The organism is Bacillus sonorensis NBRC 101234 = KCTC 13918 (genome assembly GCF_001592005.1).
Taxonomy (GTDB): Bacteria; Bacillota; Bacilli; order Bacillales; family Bacillaceae; genus Bacillus; species Bacillus sonorensis.
Genome location: NZ_BCVZ01000009.1, coordinates 1 through 26,353, shown reverse-complemented (window position 1 = coordinate 26,353; position 26,353 = coordinate 1). Strand labels below are relative to the sequence as shown.

Sequence of the window (26,353 nt, the reverse complement as noted above, 5' to 3'; positions counted from 1 at the left end):
TGAAGGAAGGGAGTCAGGTTCATGTGGCTTTATGAGAAAAAACTGCAATACCCCGTGAAAGTGAGGGAATGCAATCCAAGGCTGGCTAAATTCTTAATCGAGCAATACGGCGGAGCCGATGGAGAATTGGCAGCCGCGCTCCGCTATTTGAATCAGCGCTACAGCATTCCTGATAAAGTCGTCGGCCTTCTGACCGATATCGGTACAGAAGAATTCGCCCATTTGGAAATGATCGCGACAATGGTTTACAAATTAACGAAAGACGCGACGCCTGAGCAGCTGAGGGACGCCGGGCTTGGCGATCATTACGCAGACCATGACAAAGCCCTGTTTTATCATAACGCGGCAGGCGTTCCATTCACAGCTACATATATTCAAGCAAAGGGCGACCCAATTGCCGACTTATATGAAGATATTGCAGCGGAAGAAAAAGCGAGGGCGACATACCAATGGCTGATCGATATGTCAGATGATCCTGACTTAAATGACGGGCTGGCGTTTTTAAGGGAAAGGGAAATCGTCCATTCACAGCGGTTCCGCGAAGCCGTCGAAATTTTGAAGGAAGAGCGCGACCGCAAAAAGGTGTTTTAACTGTGCGAAAAGCCGAAAATTCCAGGGGTGTCCTGGGATTTTCGGCTTTTTATATCAATCTATTCGGCAGTGGCGGCCAGCATGTCTGTCGCCCAGTCTCTTAAAATATATTTCTGCACTTTGCCGGAGGCAGTCAGCGGGTATTCATCAAGCTGAAACACATACTCAGGAATTTTATAGTAGGAAAGCTGCCCTTTGCAAAATGTCCTGACATCCTCAAGTGACAGCGTTTTGCCTGGTTTGCATTTAATAAAGGCTGCCGTTTTTTCTCCGTACTTTTCATCCGGAACACCGACGACCTGAACATCGACAATATCTTCATGCTCATACAGGAATTCTTCGATTTCGCGCGGATAAATGTTTTCTCCGCCGCGGACAATCATATCTTTTAGACGTCCGGTAATTCTGACATAACCGTCCTGATCCATCTCTGCGAGGTCGCCTGTATGGAGCCAGCCATCTTTATCAATGGCCTTTCTGGTGGCCTCCTCCATCTTGTAATATCCCTTCATGACGAGATATCCCCTTGTGCACAGTTCGCCCTGTTCATGGGGGCCGAGCGCCCGGCCGGTCTCAGGGTCGATGATTTTGATTTCCACGTGAGGATGGACTTTGCCGACTGTTTCAACACGGCGTTCAATTGTATCGGTAATGGTTGTCTGTGTAATAACCGGTGATGACTCTGTCTGTCCGTATGCAATTGTGATGTCTGTCAGGTTCATTTGCTTCATGACTTTTTTCATGACTTCTTTCGGACATGGTGAGCCGGCCATAATACCAGTCCGTAATGAAGAAAGATCATAATCTGCAAAATGTGGATGCGAGAGCTCGGCGATAAACATTGTCGGCACGCCCTGCAGACCTGTGCATCTTTCTTGTTCAACCGTTTGCAAAACCGTTTCCGCTTTGAACTCGATGATCGGCAGCATGGCCGCCCCCGCCGACACGCAGGCAAGCGTGCTTAACACGCAGCCGAAACAGTGGAAAAGCGGAACCGGGATGCACAATCTGTCTCTATTGGTGAGCCCCATTCTGTCGGCGACGATCGCCGCATTGTTGACAATATTATAATGCGTCAGCATCACGCCTTTTGGAAATCCGGTCGTACCCGACGTGTACTGCATATTAATGACATCATCGGGCGATAATGACCGCTCTCTTTCAAAAAGGGCATCATCAGATATGAATTCGCCTTTTTTCGATAGATCTGCAAATGAAATCATGTTTTCCGGTGTCTCTCCGTGTCCGAGATAGACAAGGCGTTCAAGCTTTGGCAATGCCTCCTGATTTCCGGTAATCGAATGAATCATGTCAATATAGGAAGTCCCCTTATAGCCGTCCATTAAAAAGAGTGTCGTCGAATCGGAATGCTCCAGTAAATATTCAAGCTCTCTTGCCTGATAGCTTGTGTTCACAGTGACGAGCACAGCGCCGATTCTCGCCGTTGCGAACTGAAGGAGAATCCATTCCGGAATATTGGAAGCCCAAATGGCGACATGCTCACTTTTCTGGATGCCGAGCGCCATCAGTCCCTTCGCTATTTTTGCTGTTTCTTCAAAAAGCTCCTGATAGGAATACCGCAAATCAAGCTCTGAATAGACCACCGCTTCTCGATGCGGAAACCGGTCTGCAGCTGATTTTAACAGGCTTCCGATTGTTTGCCTTTTTAACGTATCCATAATGCCTCCTAATTTAAAGAAGAATATCGCCCTTATTATAGCACTTTATACTAGTACCAGGTACTATAAAATACCCGGTTTTTTCAACTTCATTCGGCCGCTTTCTCCAATTTCTTGACAGCAAAGTATTGAGCGGCTCCTCCGGCTGCCACAACTGCACAGGACGATAGAAAAAGAACAGCTCCGCCGCAGCGGATGAGGACCACCCCGCCTAAAAAAGGTCCTATTGTCCGGGAAATATCCCAGTGAAGCCCGTAAAACGCGAAATATCTGCCGCGCATATGGGAAGGTGCGATCTTTGAGACGAAGGCTTGAACGTGATTGAACAGCACGCTTTCTCCAGCCGTAAAAACGATTGTGGTCAAGAGCAGCCAAGCCGGAGAAGAAGCAAAAGCAAAGCCGATTGCCGAAAGAGCAAAGCAGCCGTATGAGATGATAACAACCGTGTTCATTTTCAGCTTTTCCGTCCATTTCACGAGCGGAATTTGCAGGACAATGCCAAGCAGGGCGTGACAGACTGTAAAAGAAGCAAGAATAAATAAGAAGTTTTCAAAAAGCTCTGCCAAATAAAGCCGGTAATTTGTCAAGCTGAGCATATAGGAGACTGACCGGGATCGTAAACAGCATCAGAAGCAGGACGGAACGATGATGAAGGAGCATGTCCTGGATGAAAACGGGTTTTTCTTTTTGTAAAATCTCTTTTTGGCTTTTTGACGGAAGCGTCTCAGGCAGCCTAAAATATACGACAAGCCAATAAAGTGAAAACGCGCAAACCTGAAAACCGAAAAGCAAGGCGGGATGATACGAATAAACGGCAAGACCTGAGATCGGGCCGACCGCCGCACCAAAGCCCTCAATGACATGAAGCGCGGCAAACACTTCCGTCCGCATCGCGCTTTCAGTGCAGTCTGAAATTTGCGCGCGCTGTGCGGGAATGTACAGCGCTCCCCCGATTCCGTTCAACATATAAAAAAGGGCAAAAAGCCATACATTGTCAGCGATCATAAATCCGGCCGCCGAGAATGAAGAAGGATGGATCAATTTTTACGGTATTTGGTTTTAGATAGGCAAAAAACAAGAGACGGCCCTTTTGAAGAGCCTTCTCTTTTTAAGATGAATGGCCGGAATGTCCGCCTTCAGCCGATTTAATTTCCAGTATGTCGTCAAGTATTCCCTGGGTCTGAAAAGAGATCTCGTTTTCAGTTCCGAGAATAAAGGCATGATTGTAAGGCCCGTCCTGCGGGTCATTCTGAAAGGACGGCTGAATGTCCGACAAAAAGCTGTAAATAGAGCGGTCAGCCTGTCCATTTTTCAATACAAGCAAAGGCGCATGTTTTCCTAAATGAGAAAAAGGAGCACCTGCGAGAGCAAGGTCAGGCGTCTCTGTCGACGCAAAAGATAAACCGTGTCCGGGAGCAGTGATGCCCCAGCCGAAATTGGTGCTTTTATCTTTATATTTTGCAAAGGCAATCGAATTGGCCACAGGATTGCTTCCCGAGATTCTTTTGACTGTTCCGTATTCTTTTAATGCTTTTTCCGTTTTTTTAGAAACCGCTGTTTCCGGTCCAAGAATGTAAATGTTTGCTTTACCGTTTCTTTTCTTTAATGCCTTTGCCGTTTCTTCGGGGATGCCGCTCTTATCCACATACAATATCGGTTCAGGCATATGAGCGATCCAGTTTACCGCCGGCAGTGTATAAAGCTCTGCATCATTCTCTGACGAGCCGATGATGACGCTCTTTGGGTATTCATCCCCTGCGCCCGCATATTCTTTGTCAATTTCTTTTGCCAGTTCAGCCGGATTGTTGCCCTTCAGCTGTTTTACTTTATAAGAATCAAGCTTCTGAAGAGCTTTTTTGTCAATATTTCCAATGGCCATGATTTGGGTGCCGTCAGAGGCGCCGGTCGGATTTAACCGCTTTATTTCCTTGCGGATGTTGTCTGAAATTTTGTCATGGTCTGTGATTAACATTGGTCCGTTATTCGGGTGATGAATCAGATCCGCCGCTGCAAGAACGGTCTGCCAGGAATCTCCGGAAACCAAAATAACCGCTCCAGGACGATTCTGTCTATGGGTGGCGGGCCAGACTGTTTGCGATGTCATGATGCTTAATTCTTCAGGTGTATTGGCGTTCAGTCTTGTCGTGTTTTTTGTGTCTTTCACGATTAATCCTTCGGCCGCTTGATTGTTGAATTCCGTTGGGAGGGAAGCGGCTGTTTTGTCTTCTTTTACGGAATGGGCATTCATTTGATGCTCATGATGGTTTTTCTCGTGGCCAGTTTCTGAATTTTGACATGCTGCCAGCACGATTGCGGTGATCAGCATGATCAACAGAAAGCCGGATGTCTTTTTCACCTGGATTACCTCCTTCTTGATTCAGCATATGTCCCATAGTATAACCGCAAAATGTGCAAAACCGGTGCAGAAGCCTGAATGATATTTAAAGATTTAGGTTACGTATTGAAATGGTGAATGTTCTGTTGATCCGCTATTTGAAGGGAGGAGATACATGAATGGATAGGCTACTGTTCATACTATTGTCGGGAGGGATACCGACTTATGATGAAAATATGGATAACCGGTCTTTTGCTATTGGCGCAGCCTGCTGATCCGCCTGACAGTTTGACGATCACCCAACAAGGACGGCCGATTGCCGTAGTGAACCGTGAAAACTTTACAATGCCTTTTCCAGGAACTCCAATCATTGATGACAAAAAATACGGTGCGTTTATCGATCAGCTGGATCAACAAATTTACCGGGCCCCTATAAATGCCATCATCAACGACAAGGGAAGAATCGTCCCGGGAAAGGGGGGCTACAAGCTTTATCGACAGGCGTTTAAAGAGCAGTTTTATACCTATTTCTTCGGGAGCGGTCCCTCTAAAGTGGAAGTCCCGGAGTTGAATATTTATCCGAAAGTTGACAGTGAGCTGCTTGCTCACATCCGAGTGCAGCAGATTGGTCGATATGTGACTTATTTTAATTCGGGCAATAAGAGCCGTTCACACAATATCTCACTTGCCGCCAAGGCCATTGACAATCACGTTGTTTTCCCTGGTGAGACATTCTCCTTTAACCGGGTTGTAGGAAAGAGAACCGAGGAAAAGGGGTACATGAGTGCTCCTATTATCGTTAAAGGTGAATTGTCCGAAGGGGTCGGGGGAGGCATTTGCCAAGTATCCTCAACTTTGTATAATGCAGTCGATCGTGCAGGACTGAAAATCGTTCAGCGCTATTCCCACAGCAGGCGTGTCCCGTATGTTCCGCCCGGTCGTGATGCTACGGTAAGCTGGAACGGACCAGATTTTCGCTTCCAAAACAAATATAATCAGCCGGTATTGATTCGGGCCAAACAATATGGAGGAAGCATGGCCGTTATGCTTTACTCCTCAGACGTGATTAAGAACGAGATGCGGGATGTTCCAAAGGCTCCATCCCGGTTGCCAACGGAGAAAAAAGATGATCCATATCATGAATCATCCGCTGATTGAACAGACCCTGCTTGTTTGTGCAGAGCTCTTTCATGCATCGGTTAATATGCAGAGTACAATGGCCGGCTTATTTCTCTGCAGGCAGCCTGATCATAAATTCGCTTCCTTTCGGATATCTGCCGTTCACTGTGATCAAGCCGCCGTGGTGCTCAACCATTTCTTTTACGATGGCGAGTCCCATCCCTGTTCCGCCGGTTTGTCTCGACCTTGACTTTTCTATGCGATAGAAGCGTTCGAATATATAGCTGCGTTCTTCTTCGGGAATCCCGCAGCCCTCATCAGCAACCGTAATGATGATCTCGTCTTTTGATTTCCATGCTGTGACAGTGACTTCCGTATCAGGATCTGAATAATGGCGGGCATTATTCAAGAGATTTGTCATCACTTGAGAGAATCGTTTTTCATCAAGTGATACATACAAATTCTTCGGAATGTAAAAAGAAAGGCCGATTTGTTTTTCGGAAAAAGCGATTTGCGATTTTTGCACTTCTTTTTTAATAAATGTATGAAGGTGAACCCGCTTTTTTTGGATGGTAAAGCTCGGCTGTTTCAGCTTTGTCAGCAAAAATAAATCATCGACCAGCCGGGCAAGGTTGTCCGTCTCTTCCTTAATAATGGATAAATACTGATGTCTGGCGGCATCGTCAAGCTTATCCCTCATTGCAATATCAGTGTAGCCTTTAATATACGTAATCGGCGTCCTCAGTTCATGGGCAACGCTTGATAGAAAGTCATTTCGTTCTTTTTGCAGCCGGTTCAGGCCGGAGGAAAGGTTTTCGATCGAAGCGGCGAGTTCCCCCAGTTCATCATTCCTTTTGATATCGAGTGAAATATCATGTTGGCCGTTCATGATGCTTTCGGTCGTTTCTTTGATCATGATAATCGGTCTTGTCAAAAACCGGCTGAACAGAAAGATGGCGATGACCGTAAAAATACCTGTTAAACCGAAACAGATGATAAAGCGCTTTGTGATGCTCTGTACTAAAGTCTGTATGGAAGACGTCTCCAAATACATAAACACATAGCCGATCGTTTTTCCATCTTTCATTATAGGGCTGATCGCACAGATGTATTTTGCTGTATTCCAATGTGATGACAAGGCGGTGCCGGATCTGGGGATGTTCTTTTCTTCGAAATGAAGGTGCTCTGTCATATCCCCCGGGACGGACTGGGCAAGAATGTGTCTGTTTTTGTCCGTGATGATGACGTTCGTCTCAGCTTCTGTTTCCATCAAGGCGACATGTTCGACCGTCCTTTGGTCAAAATGCTTTTCCAAGACGTCCCTGTGGCTGTTGCCCCTTTTTTGCAAGGCGTGAATTTCATCGTTTATTCTTGTATTGACAATTGAGGAATACAAAGTGACAAACAGGATGGACTCGATAAAGAGGGTGAAGATGAAGAAGGCCCCCGCCAGCTTAAACGAAATGCTTTTCATGATACCTGATTCCTTTGCTCGACCATTTATAGCCGACACCGTAGACGGTCTGGAGATAATTCTGCACGGGAAAGCCCGCTTTTTTCAGGCGGTTTCGCAGATTTCTCATATGTGAATCGACCGTTCGTGTATCAATATCGGCGTCAAATCCCCAAATCTTTTCTATCAATTGGTCTCTCGCCAGCACCTGATCCTGATGATTCAGGAGGACGCCGAGCAATTCAAATTCACTTGGCGTGATGCCGGTTTCCCGATCGTTGATATGGAGCGTATGTCTTTCTTTATTCCAGATTAACCCGTGAAAGTGAATCTCAGTCTGCCGCTTTGTTCTTCTTAATACAGCTTCAATTCTGGCGAGAAGAACTTTTTCACTGAACGGCTTTGTTAAATAATCGTCGGCACCCCCGGTCAACCCCCTGACGATGTCGTCCTGTCCGTTTTTTGCGGTGAGCATGATAATCGGAACGTTTGTGATCTTCCTGATTTTCGCACAGGTTGTCCAGCCGTCCATCTCAGGCATCATCACATCGAGGATGACCAAATCAAAAGCGTGCTGTTCAATCAGAGCAAGCGCTTCTTTACCGGAAGCGGCTTTCGTGCATGTAAAGTTTTCCAAAAAAAGCTCAAGCAGATCAAGCATCCGGATTTCGTCATCTACCAATAAAACGTTCAATGTTTCAGCACCTCTTTACTGACTGAAGTGAAAAAAGATTGTCATATTGTTAAAATATACCCTATAAGGGTATATTGATCAAGTTCACCGCAGTCAGTTGAAAAGGAGTACGCTCTACTGTTTTGTCATAAAATACAAAAACCAGACAGCGTGGTTTTGTTCATCGGCAGCCGCACGTTTGAATGCCTCTTTGATCTTCCGGTCTTGTGCGTGATCTGACGTCTCTAAATAGAAGTCGACCGTTTCCTGTTCATCTTTAAAAGCGAATTCCAAACCTGCTTGGTATTGAGCTGGACAGGGTTCGGTTATTTTAATATCCGGTTTTCTGCCGGCCAGAGAAGTATAAAACGCTAGAAACGTATTAAAATGACGGATTTCGTCTTGTCTGATCTCTAATATTTGTTTTTTAATTTCGGGATTTGCCGCCATTTGCGCGAGTTTTTGGTAGCATATGACCGCGCTGTGTTCGCCGTTTATCGCTTTCCCAATATCTTTAATCAGCCGGCTGTTTTGCCTGGCGGGGAAGGCGGGATTATACGGTGGAACATGCCACATCCTGCATCACCTCATGCTTTTTCATGGTTATCGCCCTGTCAGTATATGAGCGGAAGCGTCTGCATGTGCCGGAGAAAAAGTGTCAATTATGTCAGATGAATTGAATCTATTTAAAAAAAATGAAGATTGACGTAAAATGGATTTTAGCGTCGAAGTACTTACATACAAATTGGAGTGAGATTGATGAAAAAGGCGTTTTTACTGGGAATGACCATGATTTTAGCGTTTTTGCTTTTCGGCTGCCAGGCTGAAAAAGACGCATCAGGAAAAGGAAAGTCTGAAGATGTTCAGCTTACGGTCTCTGCGGCCGCGAGTCTGAAGGACGTGATGACTGAGCTTGCGGCTGACTATAAGAAGGATCACCCAAATGTCAGCGTTAAGTTTAACTTTGGTTCATCAGGAGCACTCCAGCAGCAGATTGAACAGGGAGCTCCGGCAGATCTGTTTTTTTCGGCTGCGGAAGACAAATTTGATAGACTGGTTGAAAAAGGTTTAATTTCAAAGATTGATTCCGTCAAGCTGCTTGAAAACACATTGGTGCTGATCGTTCCAAAAGGGAAAGCCCAGCAGGTCAGCGGCTTCGAAGATTTGACGAAAAGCGGAGTCGAAAAGCTTGCGATTGGCACGCCTGAATCAGTTCCCGCCGGAAAATATGCGAAGGAAACATTGACAAACCTTCATCTCTGGTCAAAGGTTCAATCTAAAATCGTTTACGGCAAGGATGTAAGACAAGTGCTTTCCTACATTGAAACGGGCAATGCGGACGCAGGTGTCGTGTACCGGACGGATGCCCTCACTTCCGATCAGGTGGAGGTAGCGGAAACCGCCGCTTCTAAGCTGCACACTCCGATCATTTACCCGCTCGGCATTGTGAAACAAACGAAGCATAGAGAGCAAGCTGAAGCGTTCTACAAATTTTTGCAAAGCGATCAGGCGATTCAGAAGATGGAAAAGTACGGATTTAAGAAGGGCTGATCACCGGGATGTTTGAGGAATTTCTTTCCCCGATCAGGATTTCCGTCCAGGTGGCTGCCGCGGCGGGCGTCATTGCCGTCATAACCGGCGCGGTTGCGGCGAGAATGCTGGCGCATAAAAGGTTCAAAGGCAAATCTGTCATCGAAACGGTTTTGATGCTGCCGCTCGTCTTACCGCCGACCGTCGTCGGCTTCTTCTTAATCGTGATATTCGGCAGACAGAGCGTGATCGGCCGCTTGATTGAAAAAGTGTTTCAGGCGCCGGTGATTTTCACATGGTGGGCGGCGGTGATCGCAGCGGCAGTCGTCGCTTTTCCGCTGATGTACCAGTCGGCGAAATCGGGTTTTTTGGGTGTTGACCGTGAAATAGAAGATGCGGCAAGGGTTGATGGCGCAAATGAATGGAAGGTGTTTTTATTCGTTACCCTGCCGCTTGCGTCAAACGCGATGATCACAGGCAGCGTGCTCAGTTTTGCCAGGGCGCTGGGCGAGTTTGGGGCGACGCTTATGTTTGCCGGCATTATTCCCGGAGTGACGGAAACCGTTCCAACGGCAATCTATTTGGCGATTGATTCGGGGAATATGACGATGGCATGGCTGTGGGTGGCCTCAATTGCGGTAATCTCGTTCTTGATGCTGTTTTTTGTACAGTTTAAACAAAAATAACCGTATGGGAATAGCGCTCATACGGTTTTTTCCAGTTTTGAAGAATGGTTATTTTCTAGATGATTCGATAGAATAGAAAGGTAATGAAGACAGAAAGGAGACGGACATAGTGGGAGCAGTTTTTTTATCAGGCAGGTCCGGGAGTGGGAAAACGACCTTTATCTTGGATGACATCAGAGAAAAGCTTCGCCATGACCCGCTCGGGAAACCGATCATTTTTCTAGTCCCGGATCAGATGACGTTTTTAATGGAATATGAGCTTAGTAAAACTCCTGATTTGGGCGGGACGATCCGCGCCCAGGTTTACAGTTTTTCAAGGCTTGCCTGGCGAATCCTCCAGCGCACGGGAGGCATGAACCGTCCGTTTCTGACGGGAACCGGCATTCAAATGCTGCTTCGCAAATTGATCGAAGAGCATAAGGATGAGTTTAAAGTGTATCAAAACGCGAGTGACAAAAGCGGTTTTACGGAGCAGGTTGAACGAATGCTGACCGAGTTTAAACGGCACTGCCTGACGCCAGATAGCATTCGCGAGATTATGCAGGGAAGCGGGACGTCGGAATATGAGGATGAACGGATTCTTTCCGACAAGCTCCACGACCTCTATATTTTGTACAGCAAGATGGAAGAAAGCCTCAAAGATCAATATGTTCAGTCAGAAGATTATTTGACACTCTTGGCGGAACAGATTCCGCATGCCGAAGAGATCAGGGAAGCTTCCATTTATGTGGACGGTTTTCACCAATTCACCCCGCAGGAGATGCTCGTCCTTGAACAGCTGATGGCACATGCGCCGGAGATTACATTTTCTTTGACGGCGGATCGGCCCTTTACAGGAAACATACCGCATGAATTGCATCTTTTCCGGATGACGGGAAAGGCATATTTTGATCTTCACCAAAAAGCACGGGAGCTCGGCCTTGATGTGTCAGAAATCCGCCTGGAAGAAGCGAAACGGCATAAGCACGCGCCGGAGCTGCAACATGTGGAGCGTTATTTTGATGAAAGGCCGGCAAACGCGTACACAGGAAAAATAGAGTCTTTCCGCATCATGCAGGCGGCTAACAGAAGAACCGAGATTGAAGGGATCGCCAGGGAAATCCGCTCCCTGGTCCGCAGCGGCGCGTTCAGGCTGAAAGATATCGCGGTGATCGCCCGCAATCTTGAAGATTATCAAGACGCGATCAAAGAAGTGTTTACAGATTACGGACTTGCGTTTTTCATAGACGGCAAAGAGTCCATGCGGAACCATCCGCTGATCGAACTGATTCGTTCAACACTTGATATCATTAAAGGAAACTGGAGATATGAAGCGGTATTCCGCTGCATCAAAACAGAGCTTTTATTCCCCGGGGACAAGCCGAAGGAACGGGTGCGGGAACAGGTAGACCAGCTAGAAAACTATTGCATTGCTTATGGTATTCAAGGGAACAGGTGGACAAGCAGTGAACCGTTTGTTTACAGAAGATATACTTCATTGGATGAGGACTTTGCACAGACCGACCGGGAAATTGAGACTGAGAACATGCTCAATGAATTAAAGGACTGGATTGTGCCGCCTGTTCACCGCCTGCAAAAACGCCTGAAAAAAGCGGGATCGGTGAGGGAAATGGCTGAAGCCGTTTATCTCTATCTTGAAGAGGCCGATATTCCGCTGAAGCTTGAAGAGGAAAGGCGGATTGCCGAAGAAAGCGGCCGGATCGAGGAATCAAGACAGCATGAACAGGTCTGGGACGCCGTCATTCAATTATTGGACGAGTTTGTGGAAATGATGGGGGACGAGCGCATATCGTTTTCCTTGTTTCAGCAAATGATCGAAACCGGTTTGGAGTCGTTAACATTCTCGCTGATTCCGCCTGCGCTTGATCAGGTGTTTATCGGCAATATGGATTTATCCAGAATGTACGGTATCAAATGCACGTTTCTCATCGGGGCAAACGACGGCATCCTGCCGGCAAGGCCGACCGATGACGGGGTTTTGACAGATGACGACAGGGAGTGGCTGAAAAGAAACGGGGCGGCGCTTGCGGCAACGGGAAGAGAACAGCTGCTTGATGAAAATTATTTGATCTACATGGCGCTCTCAAGCCCTTCTCATCAGCTCTATGTTTCATATCCGATCGCAGATGCCGAAGGGAAAACGCTGCTTCCCTCAACTATTGTGAAGCGGTTAAACGAACTGTTTCCGGATCATGCCGAGAAGATGCTCGCCAACGAACCGGAACAGCTGGATGATGAGGCACAGCTTGAATTTCTCGTCAATAAAAGCACTGCTTTAAGCTATTTGGCGGGGCAGCTCGGGATCTGGTCGAGACAGTACGCGATCAGCGATGTATGGTGGAGTACATACAACTTTTTGATGGATGAGCCTGATCGGCGATTTTCACAAAATGTCCTGTCGAGCTTGTTTTTCCGAAACAAAGTTCACACTCTCAATCAGCGGGTAAGCCGGGAACTGTACGGGGAGCACATCCAGGGGAGCGTGTCGCGGATGGAAATGTACAAAGCCTGTCCGTTTTCCCACTTTGCTTCCCATGGCTTAAAGCTGAAGGAACGCCAATTTTTCAAACTTGAAGCTCCGGATATCGGCCAGCTGTTTCATTCAGCGCTGAAGCTGATCTCAGACCGTCTTCATGAACTGAAGCTCGATTGGCGCGACTTGACGAAAGAACAATGTGATGCACTATCAAGCGATGCGGTAGAACGGCTCGCGCCGAAACTGCAAAAAGAGATTTTGCTCAGCTCAAACCGTCACCACTATGTGAAGCAAAAGCTGCAAAAAATTATCGCGCGGGTATCCGGCATTTTAAGCGAGCATGCGAAAGCGAGCGGGTTTGCTCCCGTCGGTCTCGAGCTTGGCTTCGGCGGAAAAGGTCCGCTTCCTCCGATGCGGTTTACTCTTAAAAACGGCTGCACAATGGAGCTTGTCGGCCGGATTGACCGGGTGGATAAAGCCGAGAGCTCAAAAGGGCTGCTGCTGCGAATCGTGGATTACAAATCAAGCGATAAAGGCCTTGATCTGGCTGAAGTGTATTACGGCCTTGCGCTGCAAATGCTGACATATCTTGATTTGTCCATCACCCATTCGGCGGATTGGCTCGGGATGAAGGCCTCGCCGGCCGGAGTTCTTTATTTTCATGTGCACGATCCGATGATTCAGGCCTCCGCACCGCTCGGCCTGGATGAGATTGAAAAAGAAATATTTAAGAAATTTAAGATGAAAGGGCTTCTGCTGGGAGACCAGGAAGCCATCAAGCTGATGGACACCACCCTTGAACAGGGCAGGTCCGACATCATCAGCGCAGGCTTGAAAAAAGACGGTTCGCTCCGTTCGGATTCTGCGGTCGTCAGAGAAGAAGATTTTCACTTATTAAGACACCACATCCGCCGGACGTTTCAAAAAGCCGGCGAGGAGATTACAGACGGTAAAGTGGCGATCGAGCCTTATAAATTAAAAGACAGGACCCCGTGCACATTTTGTTCTTTCAAATCATTCTGCCAGTTTGACGAATCGCTTGAGGAGAATGAGTACCGGGTATTGAAGCCGGAAAAAGACAATGTGATATTGGATTGGCTGAAAAAGGAGGATGAGGCAAATGGAGATGGCTAAGCCGAAGAACAGCACATGGACGGATGATCAATGGAAAGCGATTGTCTCATCCGGACGGGACATTCTTGTCGCGGCGGCCGCCGGTTCCGGAAAAACGGCTGTCCTTGTCGAGCGGATCATCCGGAAAATTACGGCCGAGGATAACCCGATCGATGTCGACCGGCTGCTTGTCGTCACATTTACAAACGCATCCGCAGCCGAAATGAAGCACAGGATAGGTGAAGCGCTTGAAAGGGAGCTTGCCGAACATCCCGGCTCCCTTCATTTGCGCAGGCAGCTTTCCTTGCTGAACAAGGCAAGCATTTCAACCTTGCACTCTTTTTGCCTTCAGGTCGTTCGCAAATATTATTATATGATCGACGTTGATCCGGCCTTTCGGATCGCCGACCAGACAGAAGGAGAGCTGCTTGGCGATGAAGTGCTTGACGAGCTGTTTGAGGAAGAATATCAAAAAGGCGATCCGGCTTTTTTTGAACTGGTTGATCGATATACGACAGACCGCCATGATCTGGATTTGCAGTACCTGGTGAAGCGGGTCTATGAGTTTTCCCGCTCTCATCCCGATCCGGAATCCTGGCTTGAAAAGTTTGTCGAGCTGTATGACGCAGATGCTGACGCGAAGGTAGAAGCACTGCCGTTTTATCCTTATATCAAGGAAGATGTCGAACTCGCTCTGAAAGGTGTGCGGGAAAAGCTGGCCCGTGCGCTTGAGCTGGCAAAACAGCCGGGAGGCCCTGCGCCGCGCGCGGAAAACTTTCTCGATGATTTGGCGCAGATCGACAATCTGATCAGGCATCAGGATGATTTCGCGGCGCTTTATAAGCTTGTGTCCGCCGTTTCATTTCAACGGGCAAAGCCGTGCAAAGGAGATGAATTCGAGCCGTCTTTAATCGAAGAAGCGACAGAGCTGCGAAACAGTGCGAAAAAACAGCTGGAAAAGCTGAAAACCGATTATTTCACGCGGACTCCTGATCAGCATTTGGCAAGTTTGAAGGAGATGAAGCCCGTCATCAAGACGCTTGTCAAGCTTGTCATCGAATTCGGCAGACGCTTTAAGGCGGTGAAAAAAGAAAAGGCCATCGTCGATTTCTCCGATCTTGAACACGACTGTCTGGCGATTTTGACAAAGAAAAATGAAGCGGGGGAAACGGTCCCGAGCGAAGCTGCGGCCCATTACCGGCATCAGTTCCATGAAGTGCTTGTCGATGAGTACCAGGATACAAACCTTGTCCAGGAGGCCATCTTAAAGCTGGTCGCCAAGGAGGAGCATGAGGGAAATCTCTTTATGGTGGGCGATGTCAAGCAGTCGATCTACCGATTCCGCCTGGCTGAGCCGCTGTTATTCCTCTCAAAATATAAACGGTTTACAGATGATGGATCAGGCGCCGGACAGAAAATCGATTTAAATAAAAACTTCAGAAGCCGTTCCGACATTTTAGACAGCACCAACTTTCTGTTTAAGCAGCTTATGGGGGGAAAGGTCGGCGAAGTTGACTATGACGAGCAGGCAGAATTAAAGCTCGGCGCGTCATATCCTCCAAATGACAGCACAAAAACGGAAGTGCTGATGATTGAAAATCAGGAAAACAGCGCGGATGAAGAGGCGGAAGAGCTGGAAACGGTTCAGCTTGAGGCGAGGGCCATGGCAGGACGGATCCGCGAGCTGATATCCGGGAAATTCCAAGTGTATGACGGCAAAACGAAAACAACGAGAAACATCGAGTACCGCGACATCGTGATTTTATTGCGGTCAATGCCGTGGGCGCCGCAGATCATGGATGAATTCAAACAGCAGGGAATTCCGGTTTACGCGAATTTGTCAACAGGCTATTTTGAAGCGACAGAAGTCGCAGTCACGCTTTCGCTGCTGAAGATAATCGATAATGCATACCAGGATATCCCGCTGGCATCCGTTCTCAGATCGCCGATTGTCGGCCTTGATGAAAATGAGCTGTCCCTGATCAGAATCAGGGATAAAAAAGCTCCTTTTTATGAAGCGCTGAAAGCGTATATCGCCTCGTCCGACCCGGATGACACCCTTAATGAAAAGCTGAGCCGCTTTGACCGGCTCCTCAAAAAGTGGAGGACATATGCAAAACATCATTCAGTGGCTGAGCTGATCTGGGAAATTTACCGGGATACGAAGTATTTGGATTATGTCGGCGGAATGCCGGGCGGAAAGCAGCGGCAGGCCAACTTGCGCGCGCTTTACGACAGGGCCAGATCATATGAATCGACATCCTTTCGCGGCTTGTTCCGCTTTTTGAGATTTATAGAACGAATGCAGGAGCGGGGCGATGATCTCGGAACCGCAAGAGCTTTGAGCGAACAGGAAGACGTCGTCCGGCTGATGACGATTCATTCAAGCAAAGGGCTTGAGTTTCCAGTCGTATTTACGGCAGGACTTGGCCGGAATTTTAACATGATGGACTTAAACAAATCATATCTGCTTGATAAAGAGCTCGGTTTCGGGACAAAGTTTATCCATCCAAAATGGCGGATCAGTTATCCGACGCTGCCGCTTATCGCAATGAAGAAAAAAATGCGCCGCGAGCTTTTATCAGAAGAGCTCCGCGTCCTGTATGTCGCCCTAACCCGGGCAAAGGAAAAGCTGTTTTTGGTCGGTACGGCGAAGGACAAGGAAAAGCTATTGGCAAAATGGCGGTCTTCCGCTTCCCGATCCGAATGGCTGCTGCCTGATTTTGAACGTTTTCAGGCCAAATCCTATCTCGATTTTATCGGGCCCGCATTAATGCGGCACAGGGATATGTCTGACGATTTACCGTCGCCGAATGATGAAATCTATCATCATCCGTCCCGTTTTACGATCAGCTGGATCTCTTCCGCAGAGCTTGAAGCTGAAGATCAGGCTCACACCGAGGAGGAAAAGCATGACCGGCTGTCACTGATTAAAAAAGGGCTGCCGATCGATGGACCATTTGATTATGAGGAGGAAGTGCGCGAGAGGCTGACATGGTCATACCCTTATCAAGACGCGTCCCGCATCCGCACAAAACAGTCTGTCTCCGAAATCAAAAGGCAGAAGGAATATGAGGATGAATATGGCGACCGATCATTGATTCGCCCGGCACAAGAGACTGTATTGTTCAAAAGGCCTTCCTTTATGATGGCGAAAGGGCTGACGGCTGCCGAACGGGGAACGGCGATGCATACGGTCATGCAGCACCTCCCGTTGACCCATGCCCCGCAAGCGGATGAGCTTGGCCGCCTGCTTGACAGGCTTGTCGAGAAAGAGCTTTTAACAGAAGATCAGCGTGCGGCGATCGAAGAAGACGATATTCTCGCGTTTTTCGAAACGGACATAGGTGAAAAACTGCTGAGCGCCCGGCGGGTTGAACGGGAAGTTCCCTTCAATATGACGCTGCCCGCCCAGGACGTATATCCCGGCATGAACACAGCGGATGAACCTGTATTGATTCAGGGGATTATTGACTGTTTGTTTGAGACGGATGATGGATTTTATTTGCTCGATTACAAAACAGACCGGATACACGGCAAATTTAGAAGCGGCTTTGAAGGAGCGGAGCCGATACTGAGAAAACGCTATGAAACACAGATCAATCTCTATGCGCGGGCCGTCGAAACGATGTTGAAGACGCCTCTGAAAGGAAAGGCCCTTTACTTTTTTGACGGCTGCCATGTGCTAATGTTTTGACGACATATTGAGCTCCCCCCAAGCCTAGGGCGCGGGGGAGGTTTTTGATCAAAAGAGAGGTGAAAAAGCTTGCGAATTTTACATACGGCGGACTGGCATTTAGGAAAGACGCTTGAAGGAAGAAGCCGCCTGAAAGAGCAGGAGGACTTTCTTGATGAACTTGCAATGATCGCAAGAGATGAGAAAATCGATGCCATTGTCATGGCCGGGGACGCTTTTGATACTGTAAACCCGCCTGCTCTGGCGGAACAGCTGTTCTATGAAAGCCTCTCTGCTTTATCTGATAAAGGTAAGCGGCCTGTCGTGGTCATTGCCGGAAACCATGACAATCCTGACCGCCTTTCAGCGGCATCTCCGTTAACGACAGACCACGGGATTCATCTGATCGGATATCCGCAGGCAGAGCCTGTAGACATAGAAATTCCTTCTTCAGGGGAATTTCTTTCTGTCGCAGCGCTCGCATATCCTTCTGAATCAAGATTGAATGAAGTGCTGTCTGAAACATTTGATGAAAAGCTGCTCCGCGATCAGTACGACGAAAAAATAAAACAGACCTTCCAGCATATGAGCCGAAAGTTCAGAAAAGATGCCGTTCAGATCGCGGCGAGCCACATTTATGTCGCCGGCGGCAGCCAGACTGATTCTGAACGGCCGATCGAAGTCGGAGGCGCGTATACGGTGGCTGCGGAAAGCCTGCCTGAAACAGCCGCATATGTGGCGCTCGGGCATCTGCATCGCCCGCAGACGATCAAACGCGCCCGCACGCTTGCCAGGTATTCCGGTTCTCCGCTCGCCTACAGCTTTTCAGAAGCCGGATATGCTAAATCGGTCACAGTTGTGGAAGCCGAACCGGGCGGGCCGGCAGAGTGGAAAGAAATTTTCCTGTCGAGCGGAAAACCGCTTGTGAAATGGAAGGCGACGGAAGGGATCTCGCAAGTGTACAGATGGCTTGAAGAAGAGCGTGACAAAAACGCCTGGATCGACCTTGAAATCCATCTGACAGACCAGCTTTCGATTGAAGAGATTCATCGATTGAGAAAAGCGCATCAAGGAATCATTCACATTCGTCCTGTTTTTCATGACACTTTGTCGTCAGCCGAACAAACGGTTCAGTCCCGCCATGTCCCGATTGAAGAAAGGTTTAAAACGTTCTATGAAAGACAGACCGGCGGGGCGGTTCCCGATGAAGAGACCGTAAAACTGTTTTTGGAGCTTGCCTCAGGAACGGAATTGGAAGAGGGGGATGACATATGAAGCCGATTTCCCTGTCCATAAAAGGGCTGCACAGTTTCAGGGAGGAACAGGTGATTGATTTCGAAAGCCTGTGCGGTGCAGGCGTATTTGGCATATTCGGGCCGACCGGAAGCGGAAAATCATCGATTTTGGATGCGATGACATTGGCTCTATACGGAAAAGTAGAGCGGGCGGCCAATAACACGCACGGCATTTTAAACCATGCTGAGGACGAGCTTGCCGTTTCCTTCACGTTTAAGCTGCAAACCGGCCATGAGACGGCCTATAAAGTGGAACGCGTCTTTAAACGAACGGACGCCACAAAAGTGAAAACCTCCATATGCCGCTTCATTGAAATGAAGGAAGAACAGATCGTGTTGGCTGATAAAGCAAATGAAGTCAACCGCAAAGTCGAAGAGCTGCTCGGCTTAACGATCGATGATTTTACGAGGGCGGTCGTTCTTCCACAGGGAAAATTCGCTGAATTTCTTTCTTTAAAAGGAGCAGACCGCAGACAGATGCTTCAGCGTCTTTTCAATCTTGAGCAGTATGGAGACAGGCTTGTGAAAAAACTTAAAAAACGGGTGCAGGCAGCTCAGGCGAAAAAAAATGAAATGCTTGCCGAACAAGCGGGCCTTGGAGAAGCCGATAGCGAGGCGCTGAAGCGTGCGGAAAAGCATCTTGAAGAAGCTGAACACGCTTTGCAAAGCAAACGGCTTGAACGGGACAGTGAGATTCAGCATTTTACCGAATGTCAGGAGATTTGGAATCTGCAAAAGGAAAAAGAAGGATATCTCAAAGAGGAAGAAGAACTCCTGAAACAAAAGGACCTGATGGCGGAAAAAGAAAACAGCCTGCGTCTTGCCGAAACCGCAAACACGCTGAAACCTTACGCTGATGCATATCTTGACGCACAAAAAGACGCGGCGCGCGCCGAGAAGGAAGAGAAGCAGGCCCGGGAAGAACTGCAAAAATATGAAGTTCTTCATGAGAAAGCGCATCAGGAATACGAAACCTTCAGGAGCATCAAAAAGGAAACAGAACCAGAGCTTTTGAAGCAAGAGGAGCAATTGACAGCTCTCAAAGAGATCGAAAAAAAGCGCCTCGCCGTCCAAACAGAAGCCGATGCGAAACTTCGTGAGAAGATGGAAAAAGAAAAAGACATCAAAAAGACAACTGAAGAACTGGAAAAGGTAAAAAATCTGCTGGAGCGGGGGACAGCGAGGCAGAATCAGCTGAAGGCCGAACTGAAGTCTGTTCAGGTATCCAGTGAAGAGCGAAAAAATTGCACGTACGCCAATCAGCTTGCATTTCAAATCGGGCAGCGCAAAAAGGAGACCGAGACGGAACAAGAGAGGCTGAACAAGCAGCAGGCCGTGATCAGCCGGCTTCAGAAAGAACAGGAAACGCTTGAGCGCGGGATCAAAACAGAAGAAGAACATATCCAAGCGGTGTTTGCCGCGGTCGAACGGGCTTATGCGATGGTTTGCGAGACGGAACGCGCCCTGTCTGAAACCGTCAATCTTGCTGCCAAACAGCGGGATGACTTATCTGCCAAACGTGAACATGCAAGAACGGACGAGCTGACAAGAGAATTATCAAAACAGCTTAAAAAAGGAGAGCCATGCCCTGTCTGCGGTTCCATCCTGCATGAAAAACCCGCCCATACCAATGTGGAAAACATCTCGATAAAAGAGATGGAAGCGGAATTGCGGCAAGTTGAAAGCATGATTGAAGCAGGTTCAGGGCTTGCCCAGGAATTTCTTTCAGCAAAAGTGGCGCTTGAACAGCAGTCTGACCATCTTATCAATGAATGCCGATTTTTAATGAGAAGCGAGCCTGGCATGCCGGAAGTTGCCGCCGCATTTGAAGAAACGGACATACCCGAACGCTTCCGCCACATCGGTTTTGAATGGAAGGGAATCAAGCAGGACCTCGCTGACATCAAAAGCCGCATGTCTACGCTCCTCACCGCTTACAAGGAAGCATCAAAAAAACGCGAGCAGATTCGCGAACGGATCAGCTATGAAGAAAAAGAGCGGGAACGGCTTCAGAGCCGCGTCGGCGAGCTCAGCGATTCGCTGGACGAGCTGGAAAACAGCTTTCACGAACAATTTGACAGCCTGTCATATGAGCAGGCTCAACAATGGCAAAAATCGATTGAAGAAAAGGACCTTGCGGCAGAGGATTATGAAAAAAGAATTGAAACAAGCGTCCGCTTTCTGCAAGAACATGAACAGCAGAAAGAAGAGCTGGCAGAGCGCTTGTATACGCTCGATAAAGAACGGCTTGATCTCCATTATCTGATTGAAAGCCTGAAAAAAGAAATAAGCGAATATCAAAAAGAGCTCAAAGATTACCCTCACACAGCCGCCATTGATCAACGGCTGCAAGATGTGAAGACACAATTGAAAGAGCTGAATGAACGCGATCAGACGCTATACGATCAGCTGAAGGAGACAGAGTCGCAAGCGAACCAATTGAGCGCCCGGACAAAGGGCTGTGAGCTCGCATTGCGGGAAGCTTCGGCAAGGCTGAAAAAAGCGTCCGGCATCTGGACGGAAAAGGCTGAACACACAATGTTTGAAGATGCCGCCGATGTCAAAAAGCACATCATGGACCAGGAGGAGCTTGACCGTTTGAAACAAGACATCCAAACGTACTGGGATCAAACAAAACAATGCAAATCAAATGTCAGGCGGATCGAGGAAAAGCTCGGAGGCAGATCGCTTTCCCAGGAAGAATGGGAAAAATCGGCCATTCGCAAGCAGCGCGCAGAGGAAGCATTCACCGCGGCGCTTGAGGAAAAAGGAGCGGCGGTAAAAGCGCTGAATGTAATGCGCGAGAACCATAAAAGATTTAAGGCGCTTGAAGCTTCCTTGAAAGAGTGGCAGACTCATATCGATCGGCTTGATAAACTTCAAGCTGTATTTAAAGGGAACAGCTTTGTCGAATATTTGGCCGAAGAACAGCTGGAAAGCGTCACAAGAGATGCGTCGGCAAGACTCGGCGGACTGACGAGACAGCGGTATGCGATTGAGGTCGATTCGGAAGGCGGATTTGTCATGAGGGATGATGCCAACGGCGGAGTCAAGCGTCCGGTCACGAGCTTGTCCGGCGGTGAAACCTTTCTGACTTCCCTTGCGCTGGCGCTTGCTTTATCCGCTCAAATCCAGCTTCGCGGAGAATACCCGCTGCAATTCTTCTTTTTGGATGAAGGGTTTGGAACGCTTGATCAAGACTTGCTGGATACGGTGATCACAGCGTTGGAAAAACTCCAATCCGACAATCTGTCAGTCGGTGTGATCAGTCACGTCCAGGAGCTCAGGGCTAGACTGCCGAAAAAATTGATCGTCCAGCCGGCAGAGCCGAGCGGCAGAGGAACTGCCGTATCGCTTGAAATGATTTGACATGTTTTTCGCTGCTAAGATTAAAATGATAGAGCGGATGCATCAATTCAAAAGCAGCCTCCTTCTGTATGAATGAGGCTGCTTTATGCATTTCCGACAACATCCGAGTCGCTGACATCGGGGTCTATATAATTTGTAGCATTTAAACCATTGTTCACGATTAGGAAATCTCCTGTATTTCCGGCACCTGAACCAAGTGCGGATTTTGAAGTGCTTTTTGGAGAAAGGTAAAAGGAATCACCGAAATTTACTACTCCCCCTGATATAGAGTTGATCTTGATAGGTCCGACAATTGCTGGCATGATTGATCGACACCCTTTTTAGAAGTCTCGAGACAGTATATGCGGGCCTTTTCGCTATTGTGAATTCCTAGGGGGGAGGTTTCGAATATGCTTGATCCTTGTGTCGGTATCTATGCTGCGGGTTGATCCTATATGGGCAGTTGATGAAGAAGAAACACTTTGAATCTTGATGGCTCTCACGCGAATGACCGGGTTTTCATGGAAAAACGCGGAACATACGCCTGTTTCCGGAAGCGGTTGGGGGACAGGCTGTTGGAAAAGCTGATAATCTTCCTGTTTAAAAGAGCCTTCATTCCCCAGATAATCAGCAAGATAGCGTTGGATGGCGAGAACCTTTTCCCTGAAAAACAGTTCTTCTGAATCACCGATTTGAAGCGTGCTGCCGGCCCCGACAAACTGCAATTTTAAGAATTTCACTTTGGAAGTTCTATTCAGCATTATTCAGGCGCCAGCGGGGTGATTGCCCCGATGATAAGAGATTCCGGCGGCGTATCAAAAATCGATGAGAGCGAAATGGATTCTGTATCTCCGATTAAAAAAACGGAGGAGCTTGAAACCCCGGTGATTTTAATGTTGCCTACGTCCAAACAGCGGTTTACAACAGTAAAATTCATTCGTTTTCATTTCCTTTCATTTCATCAGGTATCGCTTTTAGAAAATGTTCAATCGCCCGGATGATATCGCGCTTCACATGTTCGGCCAGCTTTTCCGCCTGCTCCCTCGGTGAAGCGGATTCTTCGGTTTTTACATGCTTGGCATAATAGCGGATGCGGCTGTCTACCTGTTTTCGGATGTCTTCAATGATATGGTGCCGGTTTGTATCATCCAGCTTGCTGTCATACCGGTTTTCCAGCTGTTCCAGGTGATGGGGGATTTCTTCGTTTAAATAAGCGTCAACAAGCTGTCTTGCATGCTGGATCAGCTGACCGTTCATTTCCTGTTGGAGCATCCCGATTTCCGGCGGATGCTGGCCGATTTCGAAGTTTTCGACATGTTCCTGATCCGCCGGATTGAGCCCGATGTTGAGGGTTCCTTCCAGGCGTTCGATTTTTAGTTGGTCAAATTTGTATTCAACCCGGTCAATTCTTGTTCCCGGATTTTCCTTCAGGCTGTTCAGCTCTGCCTGAATTACGGAGATCTGTCTTTCAAGCTGTTGAATTTGTGCGGCCTGCTGCTGCAAGTAGCTGTAAATGTTTTGTGAATATGGCGGGTGCTGCTGGTTCATGAGCTTTCACCTCCGCGTACTCCTGTTGCCGAAGGAGACTGAAGGGGGACAAAGAATGGGGTAGGAACCTCTCCTGTTACGGGCGGAGCCGCTTCAGTATAGCTTCCGGTATTATACAAATTGGAAAGCGTTTTAATTGAACCGGCGCTCCCGATCTGCAAGACGGAAGAGTTGCTGATTCCTTCTACTCTTAAGTAATTGATTTGTATCGTTTGATTAATATAGAAGTTCATGACCTCACTCCTTACAGATTTCCTGCGACCGGCTGATCGATCAGATCGTTGTCAAAAGTGCGGGTGATGCTGTTTTGGTTGTATATGACGGTTCCGTCTCCGGTAATAAAGCTTCCGGCGCCGGCAAATGTTTTCAGTTCTGAATAAGGAGAGATCGTGATGCAGTCCCCGATATGAACAACCCCGCTTGAACCTACGGCATTTACTTTAAAAGCTCCGACAATCGCTGGCATTAAGGCACACCCTTTTCCATTGATTCAAACATCTCTAATGGGCTATACATCATATCTTATGAGGATTGGGCGCTTCCTGTGATTAAATAAAAAAGCGGGACGATGAAACTTCTATCGTGTGAAAGCGTAAAAAGACTGTATATGTTTGTTATGAGGAGCGGAAGTTTATATGTATGTCGAGTTTCAATATCATTTCATTTTGCTGGCTTTGCTTTTTATGGTGACTGCCTATGCTGTCGGGGTAAAAAAACAAGTTTGGATGTTGAGAGGTTTTCAGCAGTCAAGAATCAGAGATAAAGATAAGCTGGCTGTAACGGCTGGATATTTCTTTCTGAACAGCGGTTTTTTCTTATTGTTGAACGGTCTAGTCCACATCCCGTATCAGGAGTCGTTTACACCTTCGGCAATTATTGCATACGGCGTTTGCACGATCATCTACGTTCAAAAAACATTGGTTGATTGATCGTGAACGAAAATTGTGAATCAGAAAAAACCGGTGCTAATACGACAGACTCTACCGGTGAAATGGGCGCCATCTGACTGCTCGGGCAGGCGCTTTTAGGAAGAGCGGCGGCCGCTCGTTTTAAAGACATCTTCAAGCTGCAAGCCGCTCTCATGCTTTTGCATTTTTTGATTCAGCAAGTTGTCCAATTCCTGGCTGCAGCGAATGGCTTCTTTGGAATTGATCCCGAATTTTTCGGCGGTTTCAATCAAGTCCAATCGTTTTGCTTCAATTTTTTTGTTCATCATGGCAGTCTCCAACTTTCACTTGTATTTTGAGCCGGTGGATCAGCTTTTTCACAATTTAAAAAAGTTGATACTGATAGTATACTCCATTTTGGGTTGAAAGGATTTTTTTCGTCAATATGACAAAAAATGCGACATTTTTTTCTGCGCTGAAGCAAGAGTCATAAACTAGACCGTCTCTTTAAAGCCTGGAAAGTGATAAAAACAGATAACGTTTTCTTTTTTCGATATAATGGAAAATCTGTTTTTGTTCATCTTCCAGCTGAGCGGAGGTAATGTTTGTATAAGGGTCCTGTTCAAGGTAAGGGGCTAGGACGGCATGCCATTTTGTCAGACAGGGCGAAAGCCGGCTGATCGTAAATTCATGCTGCAGGACATGTTTCATCAAAGCGAAATATTGTGATTTAAAGGATGGAATGTCCAGGAGCCTTGCTGATAATGTATTATAGCCGGTCACCGGAATGCGGTCGTGCTTCATATCTTCACCGTTGATATTCCGTCCCCATGTCGCATCACAATCCCAAGGGATGATTTGGAATATCCCCGTCTTTTCATTGAAGTAAAGAGCATAATTATGAACAAATCCGTCGAAGTTTTGCGTGCACACGACTCCGATCAGCCACAACAAATATTGTTTGACATCAAGGTAGCGCTTGATCTCCTTTGCGAATGTCTCGTCTTTTGCGGTGTTAATAAAGTAGATCAATTCTTGTAAAACATTGTCGTGCCTGCTCGATCCGCATTTTCTTTCATAGCCCTGAAGCAGGTTTTTCTTCGCCTGTTTGTCAAAAGAGCTTAGCAAAGAAAAATTGGCATCGTCATCAACGGCATAATAAATTGCACCGTCTTCTAAATTTCTCTTCTTTAAGAATGTATCATCAACCGACTCTATTTTTAAATAGACGCCTTCTTGTTTTCCGTTGATAGAAAGAAACACATGGGAAGCTGATGGGGCGAGCACCCCGATTTTGTCAAAGAAATGAAAAGAAAGTCGATTGCGAATGTAGGAAGGATCGTTGAACTCAGCGTTTAAGTGAAATTCGGACTCTTTTCTTTTTGTTTGTTTGCGATATTGAATATAATAGGATTTCTTTTGCAATTCGCGGGTGTGCGCCCCTCTGTAGGAAACGAAGACCGGAATGCGTACCGTACCGGTTTGGAGCGCACCGGGAACAGCTTCGTCGCTCCAAATGTCTTTTTTTATTTTGTTCAATTCGTTTGGGTGAATGTACAGCCTGAAGGCCGGCAAGACAGTACCATTCATGATCATTTCCTCCTTTTTCAGATGGGATATTATATGTGGAAAAAGCCTGTCCCGGGAGCGGGCGGCCTAAGTTTGAACAAAACAGTCATTTGCCTCAGTACACCTGTCTCTGCCCTTGAGTATGATAAAACAGGACATAAAAAGATAGGATAGGAGGTATAAAGATGAGTGGTGTCCATGATCATGATATTCAAAAAGCAGTAGACCAGCTGAAGAGCGAGGGAAGAGATCAATATTTGGACCGTGAGCCTGAATCCTCAGGAAGCGGAAAAAATAAGAAAGATTCTAACATTTGGGATCTGTGGTGGGGGATAAAACCGCATCATGACAAAAGCAAAAAATATGATAAAAGCG

The 26,353-nt window shown here is 47.4% G+C and carries 25 protein-coding genes; 10 read left to right on the top strand and 15 right to left on the bottom strand.

The genetic code is table 11. From position 1 onward, the window contains the following. Positions 1-21 precede the first annotated feature (21 nt). On the top strand, positions 22-591 hold the full coding sequence (cotJC, locus tag BTR1S_RS11895; protein WP_006636749.1) for a spore coat protein CotJC: 570 nt from the start codon (positions 22-24) through the stop codon (positions 589-591). 59 nt (positions 592-650) lie between these two features. Here the strand turns inward: cotJC and BTR1S_RS11890 are convergent, their stop codons facing one another. From BTR1S_RS11890 to BTR1S_RS11880, 4 genes are all read right to left on the bottom strand, one after another. After that, positions 651-2,270 carry an AMP-binding protein gene (locus tag BTR1S_RS11890; RefSeq protein ID WP_029419013.1) on the bottom strand — a complete coding sequence of 540 codons (1,620 nt, stop codon included), beginning with the start codon at positions 2,268-2,270 and terminating at the stop codon, positions 651-653. A gap of 89 nt (positions 2,271-2,359) precedes the next feature. Then, on the bottom strand, positions 2,360-2,866 hold the full coding sequence (locus tag BTR1S_RS11885; protein WP_081723741.1) for an MFS transporter: 507 nt from the start codon (positions 2,864-2,866) through the stop codon (positions 2,360-2,362). Continuing rightward, positions 2,820-3,275: an MFS transporter gene (locus BTR1S_RS21970; protein ID WP_081723740.1), complete on the bottom strand. Its 456-nt coding sequence runs from the start codon at positions 3,273-3,275 to the stop codon at positions 2,820-2,822. Before BTR1S_RS21970 ends, BTR1S_RS11885 begins: the two co-directional genes overlap by 47 nt. A 103-nt stretch (positions 3,276-3,378) precedes the next feature. Further along, positions 3,379-4,626, bottom strand: coding sequence for a cell wall-binding repeat-containing protein (locus BTR1S_RS11880; protein WP_029419012.1), 1,248 nt, complete (start codon positions 4,624-4,626; stop codon positions 3,379-3,381). Between the two features lie 204 nt (positions 4,627-4,830). Between BTR1S_RS11880 and BTR1S_RS11875 the strand changes: the two genes are divergently transcribed. Further along, positions 4,831-5,763 carry a VanW family protein gene (locus BTR1S_RS11875; RefSeq protein WP_029419011.1) on the top strand — a complete coding sequence of 311 codons (933 nt, stop codon included), beginning with the start codon at positions 4,831-4,833 and terminating at the stop codon, positions 5,761-5,763. 67 nt (positions 5,764-5,830) lie between these two features. Here BTR1S_RS11875 and BTR1S_RS11870 read toward each other — a convergent pair whose 3' ends face one another. From BTR1S_RS11870 to BTR1S_RS11860, 3 genes are all read right to left on the bottom strand, one after another. After that, complete coding sequence (locus BTR1S_RS11870) at positions 5,831-7,198, bottom strand: sensor histidine kinase (RefSeq protein ID WP_029419010.1); 1,368 nt, start codon at positions 7,196-7,198, stop codon at positions 5,831-5,833. Next, on the bottom strand, positions 7,179-7,871 hold the full coding sequence (locus BTR1S_RS11865; RefSeq protein ID WP_006636755.1) for a response regulator transcription factor: 693 nt from the start codon (positions 7,869-7,871) through the stop codon (positions 7,179-7,181). Before BTR1S_RS11865 ends, BTR1S_RS11870 begins: the two co-directional genes overlap by 20 nt. A 114-nt stretch (positions 7,872-7,985) precedes the next feature. After that, a complete protein-coding gene (locus BTR1S_RS11860) occupies positions 7,986-8,426 on the bottom strand; it encodes a ferritin-like domain-containing protein (protein WP_006636756.1) in 441 nt (146 codons plus the stop codon). A gap of 183 nt (positions 8,427-8,609) precedes the next feature. Here BTR1S_RS11860 and modA point away from each other — a divergent pair, with 183 nt between their 5' ends. From modA to sbcC, 6 genes are all read left to right on the top strand, one after another. Then, positions 8,610-9,401: a molybdate ABC transporter substrate-binding protein gene (gene modA / locus BTR1S_RS11855; protein ID WP_006636757.1), complete on the top strand. Its 792-nt coding sequence runs from the start codon at positions 8,610-8,612 to the stop codon at positions 9,399-9,401. Positions 9,402-9,409: 8 nt separating this feature from the next. Beyond that, positions 9,410-10,066, top strand: coding sequence for a molybdate ABC transporter permease subunit (gene modB / locus BTR1S_RS11850; protein WP_006636758.1), 657 nt, complete (start codon positions 9,410-9,412; stop codon positions 10,064-10,066). Between the two features lie 109 nt (positions 10,067-10,175). Then, complete coding sequence (gene addB / locus BTR1S_RS11845; RefSeq protein WP_029419009.1) at positions 10,176-13,676, top strand: helicase-exonuclease AddAB subunit AddB; 3,501 nt, start codon at positions 10,176-10,178, stop codon at positions 13,674-13,676. Further along, complete coding sequence (addA, locus tag BTR1S_RS11840; RefSeq protein ID WP_006636760.1) at positions 13,663-17,352, top strand: helicase-exonuclease AddAB subunit AddA; 3,690 nt, start codon at positions 13,663-13,665, stop codon at positions 17,350-17,352. The genes addB and addA overlap by 14 nt, the downstream gene beginning before the upstream one ends. Before the next feature lie 69 nt (positions 17,353-17,421). Then, positions 17,422-18,606: an exonuclease subunit SbcD gene (gene sbcD / locus BTR1S_RS11835; RefSeq protein ID WP_029419008.1), complete on the top strand. Its 1,185-nt coding sequence runs from the start codon at positions 17,422-17,424 to the stop codon at positions 18,604-18,606. Then, the gene (gene sbcC, locus BTR1S_RS11830; RefSeq protein ID WP_029419007.1) at positions 18,603-21,995 is read left to right on the top strand and encodes an exonuclease subunit SbcC; all 3,393 of its coding nucleotides are present in this window, start codon (positions 18,603-18,605) and stop codon (positions 21,993-21,995) included. Before sbcD ends, sbcC begins: the two co-directional genes overlap by 4 nt. Positions 21,996-22,078: 83 nt before the next feature. Here sbcC and BTR1S_RS11825 read toward each other — a convergent pair whose 3' ends face one another. From BTR1S_RS11825 to BTR1S_RS11800, 6 genes are read right to left on the bottom strand one after another with little or no spacing between them, the layout of a single operon-like run. After that, positions 22,079-22,297 carry a spore germination protein gene (locus tag BTR1S_RS11825; RefSeq protein ID WP_006636763.1) on the bottom strand — a complete coding sequence of 73 codons (219 nt, stop codon included), beginning with the start codon at positions 22,295-22,297 and terminating at the stop codon, positions 22,079-22,081. 54 nt (positions 22,298-22,351) lie between these two features. Continuing rightward, positions 22,352-22,735 (bottom strand): spore germination protein GerPE, encoded by a 384-nt coding sequence (locus tag BTR1S_RS11820; protein ID WP_006636764.1) that lies wholly within the window; start codon positions 22,733-22,735, stop codon positions 22,352-22,354. Continuing rightward, positions 22,735-22,911, bottom strand: a complete 177-nt coding sequence (locus BTR1S_RS11815; RefSeq protein ID WP_006636765.1) for a spore germination protein GerPD — start codon at positions 22,909-22,911, stop codon at positions 22,735-22,737. Before BTR1S_RS11815 ends, BTR1S_RS11820 begins: the two co-directional genes overlap by 1 nt. Then, complete coding sequence (locus BTR1S_RS11810; RefSeq protein ID WP_006636766.1) at positions 22,908-23,522, bottom strand: spore germination protein GerPC; 615 nt, start codon at positions 23,520-23,522, stop codon at positions 22,908-22,910. Before BTR1S_RS11810 ends, BTR1S_RS11815 begins: the two co-directional genes overlap by 4 nt. Then, positions 23,519-23,755: a spore germination protein GerPB gene (locus tag BTR1S_RS11805; protein WP_006636767.1), complete on the bottom strand. Its 237-nt coding sequence runs from the start codon at positions 23,753-23,755 to the stop codon at positions 23,519-23,521. Before BTR1S_RS11805 ends, BTR1S_RS11810 begins: the two co-directional genes overlap by 4 nt. A gap of 11 nt (positions 23,756-23,766) precedes the next feature. After that, positions 23,767-23,988, bottom strand: coding sequence for a spore germination protein (locus BTR1S_RS11800; RefSeq protein ID WP_006636768.1), 222 nt, complete (start codon positions 23,986-23,988; stop codon positions 23,767-23,769). 169 nt (positions 23,989-24,157) lie between these two features. Here BTR1S_RS11800 and BTR1S_RS11795 point away from each other — a divergent pair, with 169 nt between their 5' ends. Then, a complete protein-coding gene (locus BTR1S_RS11795; RefSeq protein WP_006636769.1) occupies positions 24,158-24,451 on the top strand; it encodes a DUF3784 domain-containing protein in 294 nt (97 codons plus the stop codon). 95 nt (positions 24,452-24,546) lie between these two features. Here the strand turns inward: BTR1S_RS11795 and BTR1S_RS11790 are convergent, their stop codons facing one another. Continuing rightward, complete coding sequence (locus tag BTR1S_RS11790; protein ID WP_006636770.1) at positions 24,547-24,735, bottom strand: aspartyl-phosphate phosphatase Spo0E family protein; 189 nt, start codon at positions 24,733-24,735, stop codon at positions 24,547-24,549. Positions 24,736-24,916: 181 nt separating this feature from the next. Then, positions 24,917-25,999: a CotH kinase family protein gene (locus tag BTR1S_RS11785; protein WP_006636771.1), complete on the bottom strand. Its 1,083-nt coding sequence runs from the start codon at positions 25,997-25,999 to the stop codon at positions 24,917-24,919. Positions 26,000-26,163: 164 nt separating this feature from the next. Here BTR1S_RS11785 and BTR1S_RS11780 point away from each other — a divergent pair. Beyond that, the coding region (locus tag BTR1S_RS11780; RefSeq protein ID WP_439951636.1) for a CotG/ExsB N-terminal domain-containing protein at positions 26,164-26,353 on the top strand (190 nt) is incomplete at its 3' end.